23 protein-coding genes are annotated in these 23,620 nt (G+C 68.3%); 17 read left to right on the top strand and 6 right to left on the bottom strand.

Annotated features, from left to right (window positions below):
- Positions 1-166 precede the first annotated feature (166 nt).
- From WS66_RS04355 to WS66_RS04370, 4 genes are read right to left on the bottom strand one after another with little or no spacing between them, the layout of a single operon-like run.
- Positions 167-1,708 carry a TolC family protein gene (locus WS66_RS04355; RefSeq protein ID WP_059608481.1) on the bottom strand — a complete coding sequence of 514 codons (1,542 nt, stop codon included), beginning with the start codon at positions 1,706-1,708 and terminating at the stop codon, positions 167-169.
- The gene (locus WS66_RS04360; RefSeq protein ID WP_059608480.1) at positions 1,695-3,755 is read right to left on the bottom strand and encodes an FUSC family protein; all 2,061 of its coding nucleotides are present in this window, start codon (positions 3,753-3,755) and stop codon (positions 1,695-1,697) included. The genes WS66_RS04355 and WS66_RS04360 overlap by 14 nt, the downstream gene beginning before the upstream one ends.
- The gene (gene mdtN / locus WS66_RS04365) at positions 3,736-4,785 is read right to left on the bottom strand and encodes a multidrug transporter subunit MdtN (protein ID WP_059608479.1); all 1,050 of its coding nucleotides are present in this window, start codon (positions 4,783-4,785) and stop codon (positions 3,736-3,738) included. The genes WS66_RS04360 and mdtN overlap by 20 nt, the downstream gene beginning before the upstream one ends.
- Positions 4,782-5,075, bottom strand: coding sequence for a hypothetical protein (locus WS66_RS04370; RefSeq protein WP_059608478.1), 294 nt, complete (start codon positions 5,073-5,075; stop codon positions 4,782-4,784). Before WS66_RS04370 ends, mdtN begins: the two co-directional genes overlap by 4 nt.
- A gap of 506 nt (positions 5,076-5,581) precedes the next feature.
- On the opposite strand from WS66_RS04370, the gene WS66_RS04380 reads away from it, so the two are divergent.
- Positions 5,582-6,730 carry a metallophosphoesterase gene (locus WS66_RS04380; RefSeq protein WP_059608477.1) on the top strand — a complete coding sequence of 383 codons (1,149 nt, stop codon included), beginning with the start codon at positions 5,582-5,584 and terminating at the stop codon, positions 6,728-6,730.
- Positions 6,731-6,737: 7 nt separating this feature from the next.
- On the opposite strand, the gene WS66_RS04385 is transcribed toward WS66_RS04380, so the two are convergent.
- On the bottom strand, positions 6,738-7,325 hold the full coding sequence (locus WS66_RS04385) for a malonic semialdehyde reductase (RefSeq protein WP_059608503.1): 588 nt from the start codon (positions 7,323-7,325) through the stop codon (positions 6,738-6,740).
- A gap of 253 nt (positions 7,326-7,578) precedes the next feature.
- On the opposite strand from WS66_RS04385, the gene WS66_RS04390 reads away from it, so the two are divergent.
- The 3 genes from WS66_RS04390 (at position 7,579) to WS66_RS04400 (ending at position 10,027) form a co-directional block, all read left to right on the top strand.
- Entirely contained in the window at positions 7,579-8,184 is a 606-nt protein-coding gene (locus WS66_RS04390) for an alpha-ketoglutarate-dependent dioxygenase AlkB family protein (RefSeq protein WP_059608476.1), read from the top strand.
- 316 nt (positions 8,185-8,500) lie between these two features.
- Entirely contained in the window at positions 8,501-8,707 is a 207-nt protein-coding gene (locus tag WS66_RS04395; protein ID WP_059608475.1) for a hypothetical protein, read from the top strand.
- 375 nt (positions 8,708-9,082) lie between these two features.
- A complete protein-coding gene (locus WS66_RS04400; RefSeq protein ID WP_059608474.1) occupies positions 9,083-10,027 on the top strand; it encodes an IclR family transcriptional regulator in 945 nt (314 codons plus the stop codon).
- A 112-nt stretch (positions 10,028-10,139) separates the two neighbouring features.
- Here the strand turns inward: WS66_RS04400 and WS66_RS04405 are convergent, their stop codons facing one another.
- Positions 10,140-11,219: a porin gene (locus WS66_RS04405; RefSeq protein WP_059608473.1), complete on the bottom strand. Its 1,080-nt coding sequence runs from the start codon at positions 11,217-11,219 to the stop codon at positions 10,140-10,142.
- Between the two features lie 445 nt (positions 11,220-11,664).
- Here WS66_RS04405 and WS66_RS04410 point away from each other — a divergent pair, with 445 nt between their 5' ends.
- The 13 genes from WS66_RS04410 to WS66_RS04470 all read left to right on the top strand — a co-directional run bounded on the left by WS66_RS04410 (position 11,665) and on the right by WS66_RS04470 (position 23,598).
- Entirely contained in the window at positions 11,665-11,982 is a 318-nt protein-coding gene (locus WS66_RS04410; protein ID WP_006758060.1) for a non-heme iron oxygenase ferredoxin subunit, read from the top strand.
- A gap of 1 nt (position 11,983) precedes the next feature.
- Positions 11,984-12,295 carry a recombinase-like helix-turn-helix domain-containing protein gene (locus WS66_RS04415; RefSeq protein ID WP_059608472.1) on the top strand — a complete coding sequence of 104 codons (312 nt, stop codon included), beginning with the start codon at positions 11,984-11,986 and terminating at the stop codon, positions 12,293-12,295.
- Positions 12,296-12,349: 54 nt separating this feature from the next.
- Complete coding sequence (locus tag WS66_RS04420) at positions 12,350-13,426, top strand: aromatic ring-hydroxylating dioxygenase subunit alpha (RefSeq protein ID WP_059608471.1); 1,077 nt, start codon at positions 12,350-12,352, stop codon at positions 13,424-13,426.
- Positions 13,419-14,189 carry an SDR family oxidoreductase gene (locus tag WS66_RS04425; RefSeq protein WP_059608470.1) on the top strand — a complete coding sequence of 257 codons (771 nt, stop codon included), beginning with the start codon at positions 13,419-13,421 and terminating at the stop codon, positions 14,187-14,189. Before WS66_RS04420 ends, WS66_RS04425 begins: the two co-directional genes overlap by 8 nt.
- 33 nt (positions 14,190-14,222) lie before the next feature.
- The gene (locus tag WS66_RS04430; protein ID WP_009692519.1) at positions 14,223-14,750 is read left to right on the top strand and encodes a cupin domain-containing protein; all 528 of its coding nucleotides are present in this window, start codon (positions 14,223-14,225) and stop codon (positions 14,748-14,750) included.
- 18 nt (positions 14,751-14,768) lie between these two features.
- A complete protein-coding gene (locus WS66_RS04435) occupies positions 14,769-15,665 on the top strand; it encodes an alpha/beta fold hydrolase (RefSeq protein WP_059608469.1) in 897 nt (298 codons plus the stop codon).
- Positions 15,662-16,519 carry an IclR family transcriptional regulator gene (locus WS66_RS04440; RefSeq protein ID WP_059608468.1) on the top strand — a complete coding sequence of 286 codons (858 nt, stop codon included), beginning with the start codon at positions 15,662-15,664 and terminating at the stop codon, positions 16,517-16,519. Before WS66_RS04435 ends, WS66_RS04440 begins: the two co-directional genes overlap by 4 nt.
- Positions 16,516-17,313 carry an SDR family oxidoreductase gene (locus tag WS66_RS04445; RefSeq protein WP_059608467.1) on the top strand — a complete coding sequence of 266 codons (798 nt, stop codon included), beginning with the start codon at positions 16,516-16,518 and terminating at the stop codon, positions 17,311-17,313. The genes WS66_RS04440 and WS66_RS04445 overlap by 4 nt, the downstream gene beginning before the upstream one ends.
- Complete coding sequence (locus tag WS66_RS04450; RefSeq protein ID WP_059608466.1) at positions 17,306-18,976, top strand: thiamine pyrophosphate-binding protein; 1,671 nt, start codon at positions 17,306-17,308, stop codon at positions 18,974-18,976. The genes WS66_RS04445 and WS66_RS04450 overlap by 8 nt, the downstream gene beginning before the upstream one ends.
- A complete protein-coding gene (locus tag WS66_RS04455) occupies positions 18,969-19,796 on the top strand; it encodes an aspartate dehydrogenase (protein WP_059608465.1) in 828 nt (275 codons plus the stop codon). Before WS66_RS04450 ends, WS66_RS04455 begins: the two co-directional genes overlap by 8 nt.
- Before the next feature lie 89 nt (positions 19,797-19,885).
- The gene (locus tag WS66_RS04460; protein WP_059608464.1) at positions 19,886-21,376 is read left to right on the top strand and encodes an aldehyde dehydrogenase; all 1,491 of its coding nucleotides are present in this window, start codon (positions 19,886-19,888) and stop codon (positions 21,374-21,376) included.
- Between the two features lie 18 nt (positions 21,377-21,394).
- The gene (locus WS66_RS04465) at positions 21,395-22,357 is read left to right on the top strand and encodes a VOC family protein (RefSeq protein ID WP_059608463.1); all 963 of its coding nucleotides are present in this window, start codon (positions 21,395-21,397) and stop codon (positions 22,355-22,357) included.
- Positions 22,354-23,598, top strand: coding sequence for an NAD(P)/FAD-dependent oxidoreductase (locus WS66_RS04470; protein WP_059608462.1), 1,245 nt, complete (start codon positions 22,354-22,356; stop codon positions 23,596-23,598). The genes WS66_RS04465 and WS66_RS04470 overlap by 4 nt, the downstream gene beginning before the upstream one ends.
- Positions 23,599-23,620 lie beyond the last annotated feature (22 nt).

Below are 23,620 nucleotides of genomic sequence, written 5' to 3' on the forward strand. Positions count from 1 at the left end.
CTGCGTCGGACAGGCGTTCAGGCGGCAAGCGGCGCACGCAACGGAGTGCTGCAACTGTCCACGATGGTTCCTGAAGGAAGAATGGGCGGCATTCTAGTGGGCCGCCCGCGCAGGCGTCAACCCGTCTGGTGGCCGGCCGCGAACGGCCGGTGCGTCACGGCGACGGCTACTGCGACGCGCCGATCGTCCCTGTCGCGAGCGCGAGCGCGGCGGCGGCCGACAGCGCGCCGGCGTAGCTGTCGACTTCCGCGTTGCGGGCCGCGAGCAGCTGGCTTTGCGCGATCGTCGCATCGGTGACCGAGCCGACACCGTTGCGGTACGCGGTCAGCGCCGCGTCGTAGCTCGTCTGCGCGGCATCGACGAGCGCCTTGGCCGCGTCGTGCGACGCGAGGCTCGTCTGCACCGCGTTCTGCGCGGCGACGACCTGGCGCACGGCTTCCTCCTTGGTCCGCGTGAGGCGCGCGGACGCGCTTTGCGCGTCGTTGCGCGCCTGCATCAGCACCGCCGAGCGCAGGCCGCCGTCGTACAGCGGAATCGTCACGCCGAGGAACACGCCTCCGCCGTAGCGGCTGCCGTTCAGGTTGACGGTCGGCGCCTGGTCGCCGATCGCGGGCAGTGCGGTGATGGCCGTGCCGCCGCTTGCGTACGACGTCGAAGCGGACAGGAAGACTTTCGGCATGAACGCGGTTTCCGCAGCCTTGATCTTTGCGCGATTGGCCTTTTCGAGCGCAAACGCGCCCTGCAGGTCGGGGCGGCGCGCGATCGCGTCCGACACGATCGCGTCGACCGACGAACCGAGCGCGGGCGGCAGCGGCCGTTTCGGCAGCGCGGCGATCGTCGGCTTCGACAGCGGCGAGATGCCGAGCGCGGAGACGAGGGCGAGGTAGCTGTCGCTTTCCGTGCCGCTCGCCTGCACGAGCGCGAGGTTCGCCTGCGCACGGTTCTGCGTCGCCTGCGCAAGCTCGACGACCGTCCCGACGCCATGCTTGAGCCGCGCGCGGGACGCCGCGAGGATCGCGTCCGCGTTCGCGAGGCCCTGCTGCGCGCTGGCCGCGCGCGAGCGGGCGGCTTCGTACCGGTAATACGCGACGGTCACGTCGTGGATCACCTGCTGGTGCACGGCCGTGAACGCGACGTTCGACGCGATCGACGCCTGCTCGGCCGCTTCGACGCGCGCCGCGCGGCCGCCGAAATCGAACAGCAGCCATTGCAGCGACAGCGCCGAGATCGTGCCGTGCACGGTCGTGTTGCTCGACGCGTCGCCGAGGAGCGTCGACGTCGAGCCGTGGCTCGTCTGGTACGCGCCCATCGCGGTCGCCGAAAGGTTCGGCAGGTACGCGGCCTTCGCGATGCCGACCGCGAGCGCCGCGTTGCGCGCGTCGTTCCATGCGATGCGCGTCAGCGGGTTCGCCGACTCGGCGAGATCGATCAGCTCGGGCAGCGTGTACGCATGGGCGGCATCGAGCGTGGCAGGCGGCGATACCGACGCGAGCGCGGGCGTGGCCGGCAGCGTGTAGTCGTGCGCGCCTTGCGCGGTCGTGAGCGGCGGTGCCGGCACGATGTCGCCCGCGGCCGATGTTTGCGGCTGCCACGGGCGGTCGGACGCCTCCGGCGCCAGATCGATCGACGACGTCGCGCAGCCGGCCAGCGCGACGGCGGTCGCGAGGGCGGCGGCGATCGAGGCGGCCGGCGGTTCAGGTAGGCGCATGGGGAACAGGCTCCTTCGGTGTGGCTTGACGGGCGTCGTCGGCAATGTGCGCGAGCCGCGTGTCGATCAGGTTCAGCAGCGCGTCGCGTGCGGGGTCGATGGGCGCGGCAGGGGCTGTGCCCGGCGGTGGGGCCGGCGGCGCGGGGGCGTCCGCATGAGGCGCGGCTTCGCCGTCACGCAGGTCGACCACGCGTGCGAGCCGATCGCCGATCGCCGTGTCGCCCGGTGCGCGTTCGGCGAGCAGGAACAGCGGGCCTTCGAGCGCGCCGAGTTCCGCGAGTGCGCGCCGTCGCGCGGCGAGCCACGTGGCGGCCGGCCGCACCCACGACGGTTCGTAATGGATCAGGCCGAGCTCCTGCGCGATCGCGCCGTGGCGTGCGAACGCTTCGGCGGCCAGTGCGCGCCGCTCGGCCGGCTGCGCGATCTGCGCGAGGCGCCGCCACTGGTCGAGCAGCGCCGTAAGCGCCGTGTCGATATGCTTGCCGATGCTGACCGGCCAGATGCGCGTGAACACGAGATACACGACCACGTTGCCGAGCAGGATGCCGATCGTGCGATCGCGCGCGAGCGTGAGGTCGAAGCCGGGGCCCGCGCCCTGGATCACGCACAGGAAGAACGCGAAGGCGACCTGGAAGCCCGCGTAAGCGATGCGCGGCGATCCGAACGCGACCCACGCGGCGAGCCACGCGCCGGCGAACACGAGCGCCATCAGCTCGCCGATCGACGACAGCGACGGCACGACGAACACGAGTGCGGCCGTCCCGATCAGCGCGCCGACGATGCAGCCGGCGATGCGCAGCGTCAGCTTCTCGACCGTTTCGGCCGTCGAGCCGAGCGACACCATGTAGCAGGTGATGAAGCAGGTGTGGATGCCCGACCAGTCGAGCTGGGAGTAAAGCAGGTAGCAGAACATCGCGGCGACCGTCGTTTTCAGCGCATAGCGGACGTGGTCGGGATTGGTGCGCGCATCGGGCAGGAAGAAGCCGCCGCCGGGGGCGGGCGGCGCAGGCGGTGCGGCGGGCTCGGCAGGCGTGTCGGCGGTGGCCGTATCGGCCGACGCGTCGTTCGAGGCCGGTTCCGCGAAATGCGTGATCGCCGTGTGCAGATCCGTTGCGACGACGCGCGCGAGCGGCGCCAGCGTATCGGCTGCCGGCAGCGCGAGCGTCACGTCGACCGGATAGCCGCCGCGTTCGAGGATGGCGGCCATGTCGTCGAGCGTCGTTGCAATCGGCTCGACAAACGTGTCGGGCAGCGTTGCCTCGGGTTCGCGGTCGGCGAGCGCGACCGCGACGAGCAGCGCGGTGCTCGACGCGATGGCCTGCCGCAGCGCGACGACGTCGACGGCCGCCGACGAGCCTTCGAGCTTCGACAGCTTGAGCCACGTGAGCAACTGCTTGTCGCCTTCGCGCAGGCTCGCGTCGAACGCGGCGCGCGCGTTGTCGCCGTCATCGCCTCGCAGCCGCCGGGCGGCGAGCCGCAGCCGTTTCGCGAGCTGCGCCTGCGCGAGCTTGCGCGGCGACGGTGCGATCACCAGGTTGACGACGATCGCGACGCCGACCGGAATCGCGACCATCAGCCACGCATAGAGCAGCGCGCGCGTCGCGGCTTCGCCGAACGGCGCCAGGCCGAGCTGGTCGAGCCCGAAGCCGACGATCATCGCGAGGATCGCGCCGACCGGGCGCAGCTTGCTTGCCGACGTCAGGTAGAGCAGGCCGACCGACAGCACGGCCATGCACGCGACGCGGAGGATCGAATAGTCGATGCTGAAGATCGCGACGCCCATCACGAGCGCGATGACGACCGTGACGAGCAGCAGCATCGCGACCGCGAGCACGACGCTCGTCACGCGGTCCGCGCGGTTCAGGAAGAACACGACGTATACGGAGATCGCGGCCTCCGGCGTGCCGTACCCGCTCGTCACCAGTACGACGAGCGCGCAGATCAGCGCGACGCGCACGGCCATCGCCGTGCGCCCGGGAAACGGCGCGAGCAGTCGCAGGACTTCGCGCGGGCCCGGCGAGCGGACCTCAGCGGCAGGCTGAGCCATGCCGGACCTCGACGATCGCACTGGCGCCGACGCGCACGAGCTTGCCGTCGGGTTCGTCGAGCTTCACGCGCACGGGGAAGCGTTGCGCGACGTGCACCCAGTTCACCGAGTTCTGCACGATCGGCAGCGAGCGCGGCAGGTTGATGCGAGCACTGTCCGCGATGCCCGCGCCGATGCCGACGACCTTGCCCGTCATCGGGCGGCTGCGGTCGATCATCGAATAGACGGTCGCGCAGTCGCCGAGCTCGATGCGGTTCAGCGACGTCTCGCGGAAATTGCCGACGGCGAACCATTCGCTCGCGTCGATCAGCGTGAAGATCGACTGGTTCGGTGCGAGGGTTTCGCCGGCGAGCACGCTCAGGCCCGTCACGAGCCCGTCGTGCGGGGCGCGCACGACCGTGTCGTCGAGTGCGTGCTGCGCGCGGGCCAGCGCGGCCTCGCGCGCATGCAGCGTCGCGATCGCGTCGGCGTCGTCGCCGATCGTCTGCGCGGACGCGCGCTGCTGCTCCTGCGCCTGCGCGAGCGACACGGCCGCGTCGCGCTGGCGGACCTTCGCCTGATCGAACTGCTGCGCGCTGACGTAGCCCTGCGCGGCCAGCGGTGCGAGCCGGTTCACGTCGCGCGTCGCGAGGTCGGCGTTCTGCGTCGCGCGCTTGACCTGCTCGGCGGCGACCGCCGCGTTCGAGCGCTCGCCGATCAGCGACCGGCGGCGCGTGTCGAGCGATGCGCGTGCGAGCTCGAGATCGGCCTGCGCCTGCGCAACCGTCAGCCGGTATGGCACCGGATCGATTTCATACAGCAGGTCGCCTTTGGCGACGCGCTGGTTTTCATGCACCGCGAGCCGCACGATGCGCCCGCCGACAGGCGATGCGACATGCACGACGTCCGCGTCGATCGACGCGTCGTCGGTGGACGGGTAGGCCGTCGTGCGGTGGTACGCGTATGCGAGCGCCGCGATGCCGAGCGCGACGATCGCGAGCGCGATCGCGCGGCCTTTGATGGACGGGCGGGCAGTTCCGGCGGCCTTCATGCGAACGGCCCCGTGCCGGTGAGCCAGACGATCACGGCGACCACGAGCCCGATCGCGGTGCAGACGGCAAGCTGGTAAGGGACCGTGGCGGCCCAGCCGGTCGCGACGAATATGCGGTGCGCGACGATCGCGCCGACGATGCCGATGATCGCGCTGACGAGCCAGAGCGGGAAATACGCGCCGAACAGCACGTACGACGGTGCGCTGCGCGATGCGCAGCCCGCGAGCGGCAGGGCGGGCGCCAGGGCGGCGGCGACGCGCAAGGGCGCGCGCGGCGTTGTTTTTCTCATGGTGTGGCGAGCTCGACGATGGGGGTGGATGCCGGGCGCGGCACAATGCGGTTCGCCGCCGCGACGACGATTCCGCGATACGGAGCCGATAATAAAGCAGCACGATGCGGATCGCCAGCCGTCCGTCCCGCATGTGCGGCACGCCCCGTGGCCGGCCGTGAAAGGCCCGGCGGCCATATCGGGCCGTCCGGAATCGCGTTTCGGAAGCGGCGTGCGGATCGTCGCGATTCTGCCAGCGTGCGCTCGTGTAGGGTTGCTAACGGACTGTAAAGGATCGTCAGATTAAAGAGGGCGCGCTGCATTTCTCGTGTCGACGCGGCGGAATCGGCGTGGAAACGGCGCGATCACCGCCCGAAGCCACGCAAACCTCCACCCGTGGTCGCGACCGGTCGTCGTAGCCGGGATCTGTGTACCATCGTACGTATGGCGCGAAGCGCGGCATGGGGCGTCACGGCCCCGTGTGACGGATTTCGCGGAAGCCGTATTGCAACGAAGGTGAGCGCTCCATGCGAAGTTTCTTTGTCCGGTTCATTGCAATCGGCGTGTTGTTCCATCTGTACGTCGGGATGCGGATCATTCCCGACGCATTCGCGTCGCCGGCGGCGCGCACGATCGCGGCGCTCGTGCTGGCGAGCTTCGTCGTGCTGATTCCGGTCGGCATGTTCTCGCGCCGCTTCGACGAAGGCTGGGCCGCGACGCTGGTCGGCTGGGCCGGCTCGCTCGTGATGGGCTTCTTTTCGTCGCTGCTCGTGCTGACGTTCCTGCGCGAATTCGTGCTGCTCGGCGTGTTCGCGTGGCGGCATCTCGGGCACGACGGCGCGTGGAGCGGCGCTGCAGCCGACACGGCGCTCGGCGTCCTGGCGGCCGCGGTGCTCGTCACCGCGATCGGGTTCGTCGGCGCGCGCCGCACGGCGGCGGTCAAGCGCGTGTCGATTCCGGTCGACGGGCTGCCGGCCGCGCTCGACGGGCTGACGATCGTGCAACTGTCCGACATCCACGTCGGGCCGACGATCAAGCGGCCCTATATCGAACGGATCGTGCGCGCGGTCAATGCGCTCGAGGCCGACCTCGTCGTCGTGACGGGCGACGTGGTCGACGGCTCGGTCAAGCGCCTGCGCGAGCATACGGCGCCGCTCGGCCGCATGCGGTCGCGGCACGGCAGCTTTCTCGTGACGGGCAACCACGAGTATTACGCGGGTGCGCACGAGTGGATCGACGAATTCCGGCGCATCGGGCTGACGGTGCTGCTGAACGAGCACGTGCTGATCGAGCACGACGGCGCGCGCGCGGTGCTCGCGGGCGTGACCGACTTCACCGCCGGCGGGTTCGATCCCGCGCATCGCAGCGACCCCGAGCAGGCGCTGGCGGGCGCGCCGCGCGACGTCGGCACGAAGATCCTGCTCGCGCACCAGCCGCGCAGCGCGGAAGCGGCGAGCCGCGCGGGTTTTACCGTGCAGTTGTCGGGGCATACGCACGGCGGCCAGTTCCTGCCGTGGCCGCCGTTCGTACGGATGCAGCAGCCGGTGATCGGCGGGCTGAGCCGCTTCGGCGATCTGTGGCTCTATACGAGCCGCGGCACCGGATACTGGGGGCCGCCGAACCGCTTCGGCGTGCCGTCCGAGATCGCGCTGATCCGGCTGACGCGCGGCGGTTAGCGAGGCGTCACTCGATGCGCGCGATATCGTCGAAGTCGAAGCGCGGGCTGCGCGGGAACAGGCCGGCCGGGTCGCCGTAGCCGAGATTCACGAGGAAATTGCTCTTGATCGCGGTGCCCGCGAAGAATTCGGCATCGACCTTCGCGCCGTCGAAGCCCGACATCGGGCCCGCATCGAGGCCGAGCGCGCGCGCGGCGAGGATCAGGTACGCGCCCTGCAGCGACGCGTTGCGGAATGCGGTGGCCTCGATCAGCGCAGCGTTGCCGGCGAACCAGCTCCGTGCGTCGGCGTGCGGAAAGAGGCGCGGCAAGTGATCGTAGAACGCGAAGTCCATGCCGACGATCACGGTGACGGGCGCGGCCATCGTCTTCGCGAGATTGCCTTCGGACAACGCGGGCTTCAGGCGCGCCTTCGCCTCGGGCGACTTGACGAACACGAAGCGCGCCGGGCTCGAGTTCGCCGACGTCGGGCCGAATTTCGTCAGGTCGATCAGCCGGTGCAGCAGCGCGTCGTCGACGGGTTTGTCCTGCCACGCGTTGTGCGTGCGCGCGGTGCGGAACAGTTGATCGAGGGCGGCATCGGAGAGCGTCGTCATGATGGGATCCGGAAAGAAAGCGGCCGGGTCGCGCCGGCCGGCATGGCGGAAGAACGCAGCGCCCTGGATAAGGGCGCGCTGCGACACGGCGCGATGCTAGCGTGGCGCGCGAAAACGCACCGGCGTCGCAATCGGCGATTCGAGCGCTCGGGCGTGTGACGCGCCGGAATGACAGCGCATGGCGGCGCGCGTCGCCGTTGGCTACCATGCAGACATGGTTCGCCCGCATCGTTCACCCCTGCCTGATTCCGACATGTCGACGCCCGATCTTTTCGCCGATACGCCCGCGCCCGACGTGGACTGGTACCCGGACTGGCTCGCGCCGGCCGAGGCCGATCGCGTGCTGGCCGCGCTGATCGACGAGGTCGCGTGGCGGCAGGACACGATCCGCACGCCACGCGGACGCATTCCGCTGCCGCGGCTCACCGCGTGGCAGGGCGAGCCCGACGCCGTCTACGTGTATTCGGGAATCCGCAACGTGCCCGCGCCGTGGACGCCGGCCGTGCTCGACCTGAAGCGCGCGGTCGAGGCGACCTGCGGCGCGCGTTTCAACAGCGTGCTGCTCAATCGTTATCGCAACGGGCAGGACAGTCTCGGCTGGCATGCGGACAACGAGCCGGAACTCGGCGACGCGCCGGTGATCGCGTCGGTGAGCCTCGGCGCGATGCGCGTGTTCGACCTGCGTCATCGTGTGACCGGCGTCGTGCATGCGTACCGGCTGACGCACGGCAGCCTGCTGGTGATGCGCGGCCGCACGCAGGCCGAATGGCAGCACCGAGTGCCGAAGGCGCCGGCCGTGCAGGGCGAGCGCGTCAACCTGACGTTCCGGCGGGTGGTGACGGCGGAGGCGGGCCCGTAGCCGCGCCGATCGGATGGTTCGCCACCTGGGGTCGCGACCCGTTTTCAACCGATCCAGCCCATCGGTCTTCCGTGCGGCACGTTGCCGCACACGTTGTGTGCGTGCGGAGGGAATAGGCCCGTAAGGCCCGTGCCATAAGGATTTCAGGTGGATTTCATCGACCGCCCGGTTCTGATAGGCAGGTGTAAGCCCTGATGGTGCGTCGCAACATTCCTTGACTAGACTGTCGAATAGCTGAAACGCGCCGCGAGCCGGCGCATCTTTTCGACATGTCCGACGCGTTGCCGATGCGGCGCGCAGGGCAGGAGCACAACCCGTGACCGTACTGGACTCATCCCTCGAACCCTCGCTGCACGTCTTCGAACAAGACGGCGGATGGCAATGGGCGCTGACGGTGAAGCGGGCATCTGGCGTCGGTGTGAAAGTCGTTGCATTCAGCACGGACGGCTTCCGCGGCGAAGCCGACGCCTATGCCGCCGGTCAGCTCGCGCGCGTCGAGTACGACGCCGCCGTGACGGCCTGACGCCGTCGCGCCGATCCCGTTCGCGGATCGGCGCGGTCGTTTATTTCCATCTGCTTTTCCATCCGTTTCCTTTCGTGCATCGGTCGGGACTATGCCGCCCGATGCCGCGCACGACGCACCCGAACGCATATCGAGCATTGCCGGCAGGCCGCCGTCATACCCGGCGACGTTCCGATGGGCAGTCCTGTCTATCGCTGTTATCCTTCCGATCGCATCAGGCTATATGAAGGCCCCGCGGTCCGGTCGGGCGCATCGGGCCGCCGGCCGCATGAGCCGGATCGTGTTGATCCGGTCCGGTCGAAAATCCATAATCAAGCATTGCGGGTCTTTCTTGAACGCTTCCACTCCGTCCATGTGCAGAGGGTCAATCCAACGATGAGCGGCGCATCGAAACCGCCGGCGAAGCCGGCAAGCGCGCCGCGTGCGACAGCGGGCGACGACGTCGACCACGACGCGCCGAAGCAGGGCGCCGGCGACGACGAATCGTCCGGCGGCGCGTCGTCGTATCTGGTGCCGGGCCTCGAACGCGGGCTGCGGATCCTCGCCGAATTCTCGGCGCGCGAACCCGTGCTCGGCGCGCCCGAGCTGTCGAAGCGCATCGGCATCCCGCGCACGACCACCTTCCGCCTGCTGCAGACGCTCGAGGCGCTCGGTTTTCTCGAGCGTGTGAACGGCGACCGCCATTTCCGGCTCGGCGTCGGCGTGCTGCGGCTCGGCTTCGAATACCTGAATTCGCTGGAACTGACCGATCTCGGCACACCCGTGCTCGAACGGCTGCGCGACGCGACGGGCCTGTCGACGCACCTGCTGATCCGCGACCAGCGCGACGTCGTGTTCGTCGCGAAGGCACAGAGCAACACGTCGATGTTCGGTTCGGTGAAGGTACACGTCGGCACGCGGCTGCCGGCGCACGCGACCGTGCACGGGCACGTGCTGATGGGCGACCTCACGCGCGACGCGTTGCGTCAGCTGTATCCGGAAAAGCGGCTCGAACAATTTACCGAACGCACGCCGGGCACCGTCGACGAACTTTACGAGCGCGTGCGTCACTACGCGCGGCTCGGCTACGCGGTCAGCGAGGCCGCGTTCGAGAGCGGCATCTCGGCCGTGACCGCGCCCGTGCGCGACCATTCGGGCGCGATCGTCGCGGCGATCACCGCGACGGTGCCGCGCTCGGAGATCGGCGAGGCCGGCGAGAAGGAGCGGCTCGTCGAAGCGGTTTGCGGTGCGGCGGTCGATCTGTCGCAGCGCCTGAACTACCGGCCGCTCGAAAGCGACCCGACGTTCGCGCACGCGCGCCACCGGGTCGCGATGTTCTGATCCGTCGCACGCGCCGCGCCGTGCGGCTTTATCCATCCATCGCCAATGAAAAAGAGCAGCCCGCGGGCTGCTCTTTTCGTTTCCGGCCTCGGACGCGTGCGCCCGTCGCCGCTCAGAACGAATGGTGGATGCCGGTCAGCACGATCACCTGGTTCGCGGTGCTCGAAGCGCCGGCCGTGAAGAACGCGGCCTTCGCGCCGCCCGAGCCGTGCTCGTACAGCACGTTCGCGTACAGCTGCGTGCGCTTGGACAGCGAATAGATGTCCCCGAGCTCGACCTGCGTCCAGCGGCGGCCGGCCAGCGTCGTGGTCGCCGCGCCGCCCGCGATCGTGTTGAACGCGCTGCTGCGGTAGTTCACGCCCGCGTCGTAGCTCTGGAACGTATCCGAAAAGCCGTTCGACTGCATCTTCGTGCGCGTGTACAGGCCGTGCACGAGGAAGTCGCCGAACTGGTAGGACGCGCCCGCGCCGATGTTCTCGACCTTGCTCGCGATGTAGCCGTTCGCGGTGTTCTGCCCCTGGAACGACGTGATGCCGGTCGTGCCGATCAGGATCGAGCGGTCATGCTCGTTCGAGTACGCGGCGGACGCCTTGAACGGCCCGTTCGCATAGTTCAGCGCGACGCCGACCGACTTGCCGGTCGAGAAGTTCGTCGTGTTGCCGAGCGCCATCGTCGCCGCGGCCGAGAAGCCGGCGAAGCTCGGCGAGCGATACTTCACCGAATTGTTGTACGGCACGTTGCCGGTCGCGGCGAGCCCGTCGATGTTGCCGGGGTGGAACGCATACCAGCTCATCGCGAGGTAGGCCGTGCTGAGCGGATCGAGATAGTCGAACGTCAGCGGCGTCTGGCGACCGAGCGTCAGCGTGCCGTAGCGTTCCGAGCTGAGGCCGACGAATGCCGCGCGGTTCCAGATCGTGTTCGCGGTCGCGAACTGGCCGTTGTTCGTATAGAAGCCGTTTTCGAGCTGGAAGATCGCCGACAGGCCGTCGCCGAGGTCTTCCTTGCCCTTCAGGCCCCACCGATCGGGCTGCGTATTGCCCTGGATCATCGCCCACTTCGCATGGCCGCCGACGTTGTTCACGTACGCGACGCCCGCATCCATGCTGCCGTACAGCACCACGCTGCTCTGCGCCCACGCGCCCGACGCGGCGCCCAATCCGATCACTGCTGCTGCTACCGCATGCTTGACCATTTGATCTCCTGAATCTCCAACCTGATGAAAACGTGCCGTGGCGGCACGCGCGGGAACGGCCGGCCGTCGCGTGTTTTCGCCATCGAGTGGGCATTCTTGCGTTCCATATAAGGAACAATGTGCCTCTGGTGGAATGGAGTATAGAGGCGTCCTGCACCGGATCAAAAATAATTTTTTCGGGACGGATGGGTTTCGGGCCGATGCCCGGTGTCGGTGCGCGAAGCCCGCGTAAACCCGGTAAATCCCCGCCATATAACAAAAAAATTCGTTTGGCGAGGTCGGCGCGCGTGAGCGCCGACCCGACGGTCGGTGTTTTCCCTAGGACGTGCAGCTTTTTGTTTTACTCGCGGAAAGTCACTTCTATAATCACCATCCATAAACTGCTGTTCCGGATATGGAACAAATCCGGAGCGAACCGAGAGTCGATCAGAAGGAAAGGTGTGAGATGTCTGAACAATGGGTTTGTGCCGGGCACGCCGGCGCGCTGTCGGAAGACACGCCGATCGAGTTCAAGCGGACCGACGGCGTCGAAATCGGGATCTACCGCGTCGGCGACGAGGTGTATGCGCTCGAGAACGTGTGCCCGCATGCATACGCGCTACTGACGCAGGGGTTCGTCGACGAAGGCACTGTCGAATGCCCGCTGCACGAGGCCGTGTTCGACATCAAGACGGGCGAATGCCTGAAGGGTCCGGGCGGACGCGCACTGAAGCAGTACGCGGTGCGGCTGGCCGGCGAGGAAATCCAGATCAAGGTGGAATGACATGAAAGAAGCGACCGTCAACTTCAATCCCTTCCTGAAGCCGTGGGTGGCGCCGCAGCCGAACAACGTCGCCGGCAAGGGGCAGATCGAGATCCCGGGCCAGGTCGAGAACCAGGTCTGGCAGAACCGCAAGGCCGAGCCCACCCAATATGAAAACGACCTCGGCGACGCGCTCGAACGCGTGTTCGAGAGCGGGGCGACCGAGCTGGACGATGTCGTCGCGGGCCTGAACCGCATCGGCTTTCGCGCGCCGGACGGCACGGCGTGGACGCCTGAGCGCTTTCGCGCCGAAATGGCCTCGCTGGCGGAATGAGCGCGCGCACCGCGTGACCGCCGACCCGACGACAACCGCATCCGGAGCACACTGATGACGTCCCCCGCACAACACGAAACACAACACGACCCGGTCCGCGCGTATCTCGACCGCGGCATCAAGAACTACTGGTATCCCGTCGCCCCGAGCTGGCAGGTGTCGAACGCGCCCGTCGGCCTTACGCGCCTGTCCGAGCAGATCGTGCTGTGGCGCGATCACGAAGGCAAGGTTCACGCGCTGGAAGATCGCTGCCCGCACCGCGGCGCGCGCCTGTCGCTCGGCTGGAACCTCGGCGGCAACATCGCCTGCTGGTATCACGGCATCGAAGTCGACGGCGGCGGTACCGTCAATCGCGTGCCGGCGGTCGCGAACTGTCCGCTCGAAGGCATGAAGTGCGTGAAGTCCTATCCGGTCGAAGAGAAGGCCGGCGCGATCTTCCTGTGGTTCGGCGACGAAGCGCACGGCGAGCCGGCGCCGCTGAACCTGCCCGAGGAACTGGTCGACGACGCATACGGCCACTTCCTGTGCGTGTCGAACTGGAAGTGCAATTACCAGTACGCGATCGACAACGTGATGGACCCGATGCACGGCGCGTACCTGCATGCCACCTCGCACTCGATGGCCGAAGGCGACAAGCAGGCCGACATGCGCGTGCGCAAGACGGAAACGGGCCTGATGTTCGAGAAGATCGGCCAACGCGACGTGAACTTCGACTGGGTCGAGCTCGGCGAAACGGGCTGCCTGTGGATGCGCCTCGCGATTCCGTACAAGCAGAAGTTCGGCCCGGGCGGCAACTTCGGGATCATTGGCTTCGCGACGCCGGTCGACGGCGACAACTGCCAGGTCTATTTCTGGCGCACCCGCAAGGTCAGCGGCTGGCAGCGCGACGTATGGCGCTTCATGTACCGCAACCGCCTCGAGGGCCTGCACTGGGACGTGCTCGAGCAGGACCGCTACGTCCTCGAAAGCCTCGCGCCGAATGCGCGCGATCACGAATACCTGTACCAGCACGACGTCGGCATGACGCGCGTGCGCCGGATGCTGCGCACGCGTGCGCAGGAGCATCTTTCCGCGCTCGACGCGCATCGCGCGGCGCAGGCGCAGGCCGCATCGGAGCCGGCAAATGGCTGAGCGCGCTCCGGTCGTGTCGCTCGCGGGTCGCCGCGTGCTCGTCACGGGCGGCGCGCGCGGGCTCGGCGCGGCGTTCGTGACGGCGCTCGTCGACGCGGGCGCGCAGGTCGCGTTCGGCGACGTGCTGGCCGACGAAGGCCGTGCGCTTGCCGCACAACTCGGCGAAGCGGGCCACGTCGCGCATTTCTTCGCACTCGATCTCGCCGATCCGGCGAGCGTCACCGCGTTCGTCTCGCAGGGCGCGGCGGCGCTCGGCGGCATCGACGCGCTGATCAACAACGCGGCGATCACGAACTCGGGCGGCAAGCTGTCGACGGAACTCGACGTGTCGACGTGGGACGCCGTGATGAACGTGAACGTGCGCGGCGTGTGGCTCGTCAGCAACGCGGCGCTGCCGTACCTCGCGCAGTCGGGCCGTGGCGCGATCGTGAACCTCGCATCGGACACCGCGCTCTGGGGCGCGCCGAAGCTGCTCGCGTACGTCGCGAGCAAGGGCGCCGTGATCGCGATGACGCATGCGCAGGCGCGCGAGTTCGGCGCGCACGGCGTGACGGTCAACGCGATCGCACCGGGGCTGACGGAAGTCGAGGCGACGGCCTACGTGCCGGCCGAGCGCCACGCGTTCTACATGCAGGGCCGCGCGCTGACGCGCGCGCAGGTGCCCGACGACGTGACGGGCCCCGTGCTGTTCCTGCTGTCGGACGGCGCGCGCTTCGTGACGGGTCAACTGCTGCCGGTCAACGGCGGCTTCGTAATGAATTGAATTGAAGTTTCACTCTGAATGAAGGAGAGGACGATGGCGGATGCAGATCTCGAACGCAAGTCGTGGGACCAGCCGGAAGGCGCAAGCTTCGGCGACTGGATGGAAGGGCGTGTCGCGCGCTACGCGACGCGGCGCTACGACTGGGATGCGCTGAAGTTCCAGGCCGACTACGACCCGAAGTATCGCCGTGCGCAGATGCGCTACGTCGGCACGGGCGGCACGGGCGTCGCGAAGGACGTCAACACGGTGCCGGCCGGCAACTTCACGTTTTCGACGATGGTCATCCCGGCCGGCAACATCGGCCCGAGCCACATCCACATCGACGTCGAGGAAATCTTCTTCGTGCTGCGCGGCAAGATGAAGGTGATCTGCGAGCGCGACGGCGAGACCTGGGAAGCGATCCTCGGCGAGCGCGACCTGATCTCGGTGCCGCCGGGCGTGTATCGCACGGAAATCAACATCGGCGAGGAAGACGCGCTGATGTGCGTGATGCTCGGTTCGCCGAAGCCCATCACGCCGACGTATCCGCCGGATTCGCCGCTCGCGAAGATCAAGCGCTGAGACGGGGCGGAGCAAGCAATGAGTGTCATCGACAAACGTGAACGCGACCGCACCGCGGCGTTCGCCGCGCTGCTCGGGCAGTTTCCCGAACAGCGCTGCGCGGCCGGCGCGGCGGGCACGATCGGTTATCGCGAGGCCGGCGCGCAGCATGCGGGCCACGCGCTGCCCGTCGTGCTGCTGCACGGGATCGGCTCGGGCGCTGCATCGTGGGTGCGCCAGCTCGACACGCTCGGCGCGTCGCGACGCGTACTGGCGTGGGATGCGCCCGGCTACGGTGTGTCGACCCCCGTGCACGGCGCGTCGCCGGCGGCCGCCGATTACGCGGCGTCGCTGAACGCGTGGCTCGAGGCACTCGGCATCGAACGCTGCGTGCTGGTCGGGCATTCGCTCGGCGCGATCGTCGCAGGCGGGTTGGCCCGTCTGATGCCCGCGCGGATCGCCGGCCTGCTGCTGATCTCGCCCGCGGGCGGTTACGGCAGCGCGCCCTCGGAAACGCGCGACACGCGCCGCGATGCACGCCTTGCCATGCTCGAGGAACTCGGCCCGGCCGGACTCGCCGAGCAGCGCAGCGGCAACATGCTGTCGGGCTTCGCGAGCGAGGATGCGCGTGCGTGGGTGCGCTGGAACATGGCGCGCATCGTGCCGGCCGGCTATGCGCAGGCCACGCATCTGCTCGCGAACGCCGATCTCGCGTCCGATCTCGCCGGCTTTCGCGGTCGCACGGCGGTGGCGGTCGGCGCAAACGACGCGATCACGCCGCCTGCCGCGTGCGAGCGCATCGCCGCGGCAGCGCACGTCGGGTTGCAGGTGATTCCGCAGGCAGGTCATGCGGGTTACGTGGAAGCACCGGGGGTTTATTCGTCGCTGATCGACGCGTTCTGCCGTCAGTGCGATCGTCAACAGGGGCTGGAATGAGCGAACCGTTGCAGCAGCAGGATGCGGACTCCGCGAAGTCCGAGGCCAACTACGTGGTGCCGGGCCTCGAACGCGGTTTGCGAATCCTCGCCGAATTCTCGCCGCGCGAGCCGGTACTGGGCGCGCCGGAGTTGTCCAAGCGGCTCGGCATTCCGCGCACGACGGTGTTCCGTCTGCTGCAGACGCTCGAATCGCTCGGCTTTCTCGAGCGCGCGGACAAGGATCGAAACTACAAGCTCGGCATCGCCGTACTGCGGCTCGGCTTCGAATACCTGAGCTCGCTCGAGCTGACCGATCTCGGCCTGCCCGTGATCGAGAGCCTGCGCGACGCGACCGGTTTCACGACGCACATCGTGATCCGCGACGGCCGCGACGTGGTGTTCGTCGCGAAGGCGCAGAGCCAGTCGCCGGTGTTCAGCTCGATTCGCGTGAACGTCGGCACACGCTTGCCCGCGTATGCGACGACGCACGGCCACGTGCTGATGGGCGACCTGTCGTTGAATGAGCTGCGCGCGCTGTATCCGGAAGGCACGCTGAACCGGATGACGAGCGCGACGCCGGAGACGGTCGACGCGCTGTACGAAGTGATCCGCGAGGATGCGCTGCGCGGCTACGGCGTCAGCAACTCGTCGTTCGAACGCGGCATTTCGGTGGTCACGGCGCCGGTGCGCAACGACACGCAGAGGATCGTCGCGTGCATCACCGTGACGGTGCCTCGGCCGGAGATCGACGCGGCGCTGATCGCCGACGGCCTGATCGACAAGGTGCAGCGCGCGGCGGCGGAACTGTCGCGGCGGCTCAATTACCGCTCGGATGACGAGCACACGTTTATGAAGGCTTTAGGACTCCGATGATTGAGATCGATCTGACGGGGCAGGTGGCGGTGGTGACGGGCGGTTCGTCCGGCATCGGCCTCGCGACTGCCGAACGGTTCCTGCAGGCCGGCGCGTCGGTCGCGATTTGCGGCCGCGACGGCGAACGCCTCGCGCGCGCGCGAGCGCTGCTCGGCGAGAAATACCCGGACGCGCAACTGCTCGCCGTGCGCTGCAACGTGCTCGACGAAGCCGATGTGGCCGCGTTCGCGCAGACCGTGTCCGACCGCTTCGGCCGCGCCGACATGCTGGTCAACAACGCGGGCCAGGGCCGCGTGTCGACCTTCGCGGACACGACCGACGACGCATGGCGCGAAGAGCTCGATCTGAAGTACTTCAGCATCATCCGCCCGACGCGCGCCTTCCTGCCGCTGCTGCGCGACGCGCAGGCGCCGACGATCACCTGCGTGAACTCGCTGCTCGCGCTGCAGCCGGAGCCGCACATGGTCGCGACGTCGTCGGCGCGCGCCGGTGTGCTGAGCCTCGTGAAGTCGCTCGCGACCGAACTCGCGCCGCAGCGCATCCGCGTGAACTCGATCCTGATCGGCATCGTCGAGTCGGGTCAATGGCGCCGCCGCTACGAAGCGCAGGCGCAGGCCGGCGAAAGCTGGGAGGACTGGACGGGCGCGCTCGCCCGCAAGAAGAACATCCCGCTGAACCGCTTCGGCAAGCCTGACGAGGCAGCCTGGGCACTTTTTTATCTCGCAACGCATCTGTCGTCCTACACGACGGGCAGCCATATCGACGTTTCTGGAGGCTTTGCACGCCATGTCTAAAAAAACCACGGTTGGCGAGCTGATTGCCGCCTTTCTCGAGCAGTGCGACGTCAAAACCGCATTCGGTGTCATCTCGATCCACAACATGCCGATCCTCGACGCGATCAACTCGCGCGGCAACATCCGGTATGTCGGCGCGCGCGGTGAAGCGGGCGCGGTGAACATGGCCGACGGCCTCGCCCGCGTGTCGGGCGGCCTCGGCGTCGCGTTCACGAGCACCGGCACGGCGGCGGGCAACGCCGCTGGTGCGATGGTCGAGGCGCTGACGGCCGGCACCGCGCTGCTGCACATCACGGGGCAGATCGAGACGCCGTACCTCGACCAGGATCTCGCCTACATCCACGAAGCGCCGGACCAGCTCACGATGCTCGACGCGATCTCGAAGGCCGCGTTCCGCGTGCGCACGGTCGAGACCGTGCTGCCGACGATCCGCGAAGCGGTGCGCATCGCGCAGACCGCGCCGACGGGGCCCGTGTCGGTCGAGATTCCGATCGACATCCAGGCTGCCGAAATCGAATGGCCGGAAGATCTTGCGCCGGCGCACGTCGCGGTGCGCGAGCACGACGACGCACGCGTCGCGAAGCTCGCCGATGCGCTGGCGGCCAAGCGCCGTCCGCTGTTGTGGATCGGCGGCGGTGCGCGCCACGCCCGTGCGGAAGTCGAACGCCTGGTGAAGGTCGGCTTCGGCGTCGTGACGAGCGTGCAGGGGCGCGGCGTGCTGCCGGAGGATCACCCGGCGACGCTCGGCGCGTTCAACGTGCATGCGTCCGTCGAAGCGTTCTACAAGACCTGCGACGCGCTCGTCGTGGTCGGCTCGCGCCTGCGCGGCAACGAAACGCTGAAGTACAAGCTCGCGCTGCCGCAGCCGCTGTTCCGCATCGACGCCGACGCGCTCGCCGACAACCGCGGCTATCGCAACGAGCTGTTCGTGCACGGCGATTCGAAGCGCGTGCTGGCCGAGCTGGCCGATCGCCTCGAAGGCCGCCTGTCCGTCGATCCGCAGTTCGCGGGCGATCTCGCGGCGGCACGCGAGCAGGCCGTCGCCAGCGTGTCGGAAGGTCTCGGGCCCTACAAGAAGCTGGTCGATACGCTGCAGGGCGCGGTGGGCCGCGACTACAACTGGGTGCGCGACGTGACGATCTCGAACAGCACGTGGGGCAACCGCCTGCTGAAGATCTTCGAACCGCGCGCTGGCGTGCATGCGCTCGGCGGCGGCATCGGCCAGGGCATCCAGATGGGCATCGGCGCGGCACTGGCCGGCGCGGCGGCGAAGACGGTCTGCCTGGTCGGCGACGGCGGCCTGATGGTCAACGTCGGCGAGCTCGTGACGGCCGTGCAGGAAAACGCGAACGTGATGATCGTGCTGATGAACGACCAGTGCTACGGCGTGATCCGCAACATCCAGGACGCGCACTATGGCGGCCGCCGCTGCTTCGTGCAACTGCACCAGCCGGATTTCGCGCAGTTCTGCGCGAGTTTCGGTCTCACGCACTACCGGATCTCGTCGCTCGACCAGGCCGAAGCGATCGTGCGCGAAGGGATGGCGAAGGAAGGGCCGGTGATGGTCGAGGTCGACATGCTGTCGGTCGGCTCGTTCGCATCGCAGTTCGCAGGCCCGCCGGTGAAGAAGGAAGAAACGCCGTCGGAGCGGCAGTATGCGTAACAACCACGCCCACGGGCATGCGCCCGTCGACATCGCGATGATCGGCTTCGGCGCGATCGGTGCGGCCGTGTACCACGCGGTCGAGCACGATGCATCGTTGCGCGTCGCGCACGTGATCGTGCCCGAGCACCAGCGCGACGCGGTGCAGCGTGAGCTCGGAAGCGCGGTGGAGGTCGTATCGTCGGTCGATGCACTGGCCCACCTGCCCGAGTTCGCGCTCGAATGCGCGGGCCACGGCGCGCTCGTCGATCACGTCGTGCCGCTGCTGAAGGCCGGCACCGATTGCGCGGTCGCATCGATCGGCGCGCTGTCCGACCTTGCGCTGCTCGACGTGCTGTCGCAGGCCGCCGACGAAGGCGACGCGACGCTGACGCTGCTGTCCGGCGCGATCGGCGGAATCGACGCGTTGGCGTCGGCGAAGCAGGGCGGCCTCGACGAGGTGCTGTACGTCGGCCGCAAGCCGCCGCTCGGCTGGCTCGGCACACCTGCCGAGGCGTTGTGCGACTTGCGTGCGATGACCGAAGAGAAGGTCATCTTCGAGGGCACCGCACGCGACGCCGCGCGGCTGTATCCGAAGAACGCGAACGTCGCGGCGACGGTCGCGCTCGCGGGCCTCGGCCTCGACGCGACGCGCGTGCGCCTGATCGCCGATCCGGCCGTCGCGCGTAACGTGCACCGCATTACCGCACGCGGCGCATTCGGCGAAATGTCGCTCGAAATGAGCGGCAAGCCGTTGCCCGACAACCCGAAGACGTCCGCGTTGACCGCGTACAGCGCGATCCGCGCGCTGCGCAACCGCGCGGCCCGCTGCGTGATCTGAGCGTGCGACGCAGCCATTCGGGCCATTGAACGGCCGCCGGCGCCACGGCGCGGGCGGCTGCGCAGAGACAGATTAGTGGGACTTGTGACATGACTCCATTCGATACGAGCCTCGTACCCAACGGCGACATCCTGATCGGCGGCGAGTGGCGGCGCGGTCGCGGCGCGCCTTACGCGAGCATCTACCCGGCCGACCAGTCGCTGAACATGGAAGTATCGACGGCGAACGCGGAAGACGCGGCCGAAGCCGTCGTGGCCGCCGACGGCGCGTGGCGCCGCGCCGACTGGGCCGGCCTCAAGCCGCACCAGCGCGCGCTGGTGCTGTACCGGATCGCCGACCTGATCATGCAGCGTCACGAGGCGCTCGCGAACCTGCAGCGCCGCGACAACGGTAAGCCGATCGGCGAGACGCGCGTGCTGGTGGCGAGCGCCGCCAACACGTTCCGCTATTTCGCGGCGTGCCTGGAAACGCTCGACGAGGAACTGACACCGTCGCGCGGCGACTATCTGACGATGAGCGTGCACGAGCCGATCGGCGTGATCGCGGCGATCACGCCGTGGAATTCGCCGATCGCATCCGACGCGCAGAAGCTCGCGCCGGCGCTCGCCGGCGGCAACGCGGTGGTGCTCAAGCCGGCCGAAGTCACGCCGCTCGTGTCGCTCGCGCTGGCCCGCATCTGCGAGGAGGCCGGCGTGCCGAAGGGCGTGCTGAGCGTGCTGCCGGGCAAGGGCTCGGTGATCGGCGACGTGCTCGTGCGCCATCCGCTCGTGAAGAAGGTGTCGTTTACCGGCGGCACCGAAGTGGGCCGCGGCATCGCGCGCATCGCCGCCGAGAAGCTGATGCCCGTGTCGCTCGAACTCGGCGGCAAGTCGCCGACGATCGTGTGCGACGACGCCGATCTCGATCACGCGGTCAATGGCGTGCTGTACGGCATCTTCAGCTCGTCGGGCGAGGCGTGCATCGCGGGTTCGCGCCTGTTCGTGCAACGCGCGATCTACGACACGTTCATGCAACGCCTCGTCGAAGGCGCGCGCAAGCTGCGCGTGGGCGACCCGACGCGGCCCGACACGCAGATGGGCCCGCTGATCACCGCGAAGCATCGTGAATCGGTGGAGCGCTACGTCGCGCTCGGGCTGGAGGAAGGCGGCCGCCTGCTGTGCGGCGGCGAGCGGCCGTCGGGCGACGGGCGCGAGGACGGCTTCTTCTACCAGCCGACGATTCTCGAAGGTTTGCCGAACACCGCGCGCATCTGCCAGGAAGAAATCTTCGGACCGGTGCTGGTCGCGATGCCGTTCGACGACGAAGCGTCGCTGATCGCGCAGGCGAACGACAGCGTGTTCGGCCTTGCCGCCGGCATCTGGACGCGCGACTACAAGCGCGCATGGCGCATTGCGCGCGCGCTCGAGACGGGCACCGTCTGGATCAACACGTACAAGCTGTTTTCGATCTCCACCCCGTTCTCGGGCTGGAAGGAGAGCGGGATGGGCCGCGAGAAGGGCCGGCTCGGCATCCGCGAGTACATGCAGCAGAAGAGCCTCTACTGGGGCCTGAACGACGCGCCGCTGCCGTGGGCGAACTGAGCGAAGGGGAATGACGCAATGAGCATCTTGGGTATCGAGCAGATCACGTACGGTGTCGACGACCTCGCGACGTGCCGGCGCTTTTTCGCCGACTGGGGGCTGAAGGAAGTCGCGCACGACGACACGCGCGCACGTTTCGAAACGCTGAACGGCTGCACCGTGCTGGTCGTCAAGGCCGACGATCCGTCGCTGCCGCCGGCGTTCGAGGCGGGTCCGACGCTGCGCGAGGTGACGTGGGGTGTCGCGACGAAGCAGGAACTCGACGCGCTGCGCACGAAACTGGCTGGCCAGCCCGGCTATTACGCGCACGACGACGCGGTGGGTTGCATCGATCCGAACGGCATGGCGATTCGCGTCGAAGTCACGCGCAAGCGCGAACTCGACATCACCGGCTCGCCGTCGAACGTGTGGGGCCAGACGCTGCGCGTCGACCAGCCGAGCCCGATTTATCCGCGCGCGGAACCGGTCGAGGTTGGCCACGTGGTGTTCTTCACGAACTGCCTCGACGCGCAGGAAACGTTCTATCACGAGCTGCTCGGCTTCGAGACGTCGGATCGCTATCCGGGCCGCGGCGCGTTCATGCGTTGCGCGCCGCATGGCGGCCACCACGACCTGTTCCTGCTCGCGTTGCCGAACGGCAAGCGCGGCCTGAACCACGTCGCGTTCACCGTGCGGGACATCCACGAAGTGTTCGGCGGCGGCATGCACATCGACCGCTGCGGCTGGGAAACGCAACTCGGCCCGGGCCGTCATCCGGTGTCGTCCGCGTATTTCTGGTACTTCCAGAACCCGGCTGGCGCGCTGATCGAGTACTACGCGGACGAAGACGTGCTGACGCCCGAGTGGCAGCCGCGCGAATTCGAACCTGGCCCGACCGTGTTCGCCGAATGGGCCGTCGACGGCGGCCTCGACGGCAACACGCGCCGGCAAAAGGACGCGAAGGCGCCGGAAGGCAAGTTCATGACGGAGCGCAAATCATGACCGAAGCGAACTCGCAGGAGCCGGCCCTGCCGGGCACGGTCGTCGTGGTCGGCGGCGGCCAGGCCGCCGGCTGGGTGCTGAAGACGCTGCGCGCGGAAGGGTTCGCGGGCCGCCTCGTGATGATCGCCGACGAGCCGCACCTGCCGTACGAACGCCCGCCGCTGTCGAAAGCCGTGCTGGCCGGCGATGCCGACATCGAAACGGTACGCGTCGTGCGTCCCGACGAATTCGACGCGCTGAACGTCGAGGCGTGGCAGCCGGAACGCGCGGCGTCGATCGACCGCGCGCGCCGCGTGGTGAAGACCGAAAGCGGGCTCGAGATCGAATACGACCGTCTCGTGATCGCGACTGGCGGCACGTCGCGTCGCTTGCCTGACGCAATCGTCAGGACACCGAACCTGCACTACCTGCGCACGCTCGACGAAGCGGCCGCGCTCGGCGAGAAGCTGCGTGCGAGCCGGCGCGTGCTCGTGATCGGCGGCGGCTGGATCGGCCTCGAAGTCGCTGCGACCGCACGCAAGCTCGGCGTCGAAGCGGTCGTCGTCGAAGGCGCTCCGCGTCTGTGCGGACGGTCGGTGCCGCAGATCGTGTCGGACTTCCTGCTCGACCTGCATCGCGCGAACGGTGTCGACGTGCGTCTCGGCGCGGCGCTCGCATCGCTCGACGCGCAACCGGACGACGCGTCGAAGGTGCGCGCGACGCTCGCCGACGGCACGACGATCGACGCCGATTTCGCGGTGGCCGGCATCGGCCTCGCGCTGAACGCGACGCTGGCGAGCGACGCGGGCCTGGCGATCGACGACGGCATCGTGGTCGACGAATTCGGTGCGACCAGCGACCCGGCGATCTTCGCGTGCGGTGACGTCGCGAATCATCACAACGGCTGGCTGAAGCGGCGCGTGCGGCTCGAATCGTGGGCGAACGCGCAGAACCAGGCGATCGCGGCAGCGAAGGCCGTGCTCGGCGTGCGCGCGCCGTACGCGGAGATTCCGTGGTTCTGGTCCGATCAGTACGACGTGAACCTGCAGATCCTCGGCGATCTGCCGGCCGATGCGCAGCTCGTCGTGCGCGGCGATCTCGCCGCGCGCCGCGCGACGCTGTTTTTCGTAGGCGATGGGCATGTGAGAGGTGTCATCGCCGTCAACAACGCACGCGAGCTCAAGCTCGCACGCAAGTGGATGAACCAGGGCCGGGCAGTGGATACGGAAGCCCTGGCGGACACGACCAAACCGCTTGCCTGACCGGCGAACGATCCAGGAGACC

The sequence above is a fragment of the Burkholderia sp. LA-2-3-30-S1-D2 genome (assembly GCF_001523915.2).
In the GTDB taxonomy this organism is placed as follows: domain Bacteria; phylum Pseudomonadota; class Gammaproteobacteria; order Burkholderiales; family Burkholderiaceae; genus Burkholderia; species Burkholderia diffusa.